Consider the following 541-nt stretch of genomic DNA (forward strand, 5'->3'; position numbering starts at 1 on the left):
TACTCATTCATTCCTTAGAAAGGAGGTGATCCAGCCGCACCTTCCGATACGGCTACCTTGTTACGACTTCACCCCAGTTACCGGCCCTGCCTTCGACTGCTCCCTCCCTTGCGGGTTGGGTCACAGGCTTCGGGCATTGCCGACTCCCATGGTGTGACGGGCGGTGTGTACAAGACCCGGGAACGTATTCACCGCAGCATTCTGATCTGCGATTACTAGCGATTCCAGCTTCGTGTAGTCGGGTTGCAGACTACAGTCCGAACTGGGACGCGTTTTTTGAGATTCGCTCGGCCTCGCGGCTCTGCTTCCCTCTGTTCACGCCATTGTAGCACGTGTGTAGCCCAAATCATAAGGGGCATGATGATTTGACGTCATCCCCGCCTTCCTCCAGGTTCTCCCTGGCAGTCTCCTCAGAGTGCCCAGCTTTACCTGCTGGCTACTGGGGATAAGGGTTGCGCTCGTTGCGGGACTTAACCCAACATCTCACGACACGAGCTGACGACAACCATGCACCACCTGTCTCTTCTGTCCCGAAGGAAAG

The 541-nt window shown here is 56.2% G+C and carries 1 rRNA gene; it reads right to left on the minus strand.

Annotated elements, in window-relative coordinates:
• Nucleotides 1-18 precede the first annotated feature (18 nt).
• Nucleotides 19-541 (minus strand): 16S ribosomal RNA (locus ACTQZS_RS15480); the annotation flags it as partial.

It is taken from the genome of Bilifractor sp. LCP19S3_H10, assembly GCF_052119185.1.
GTDB lineage: Bacteria > Bacillota > Clostridia > Lachnospirales > Lachnospiraceae > Bilifractor.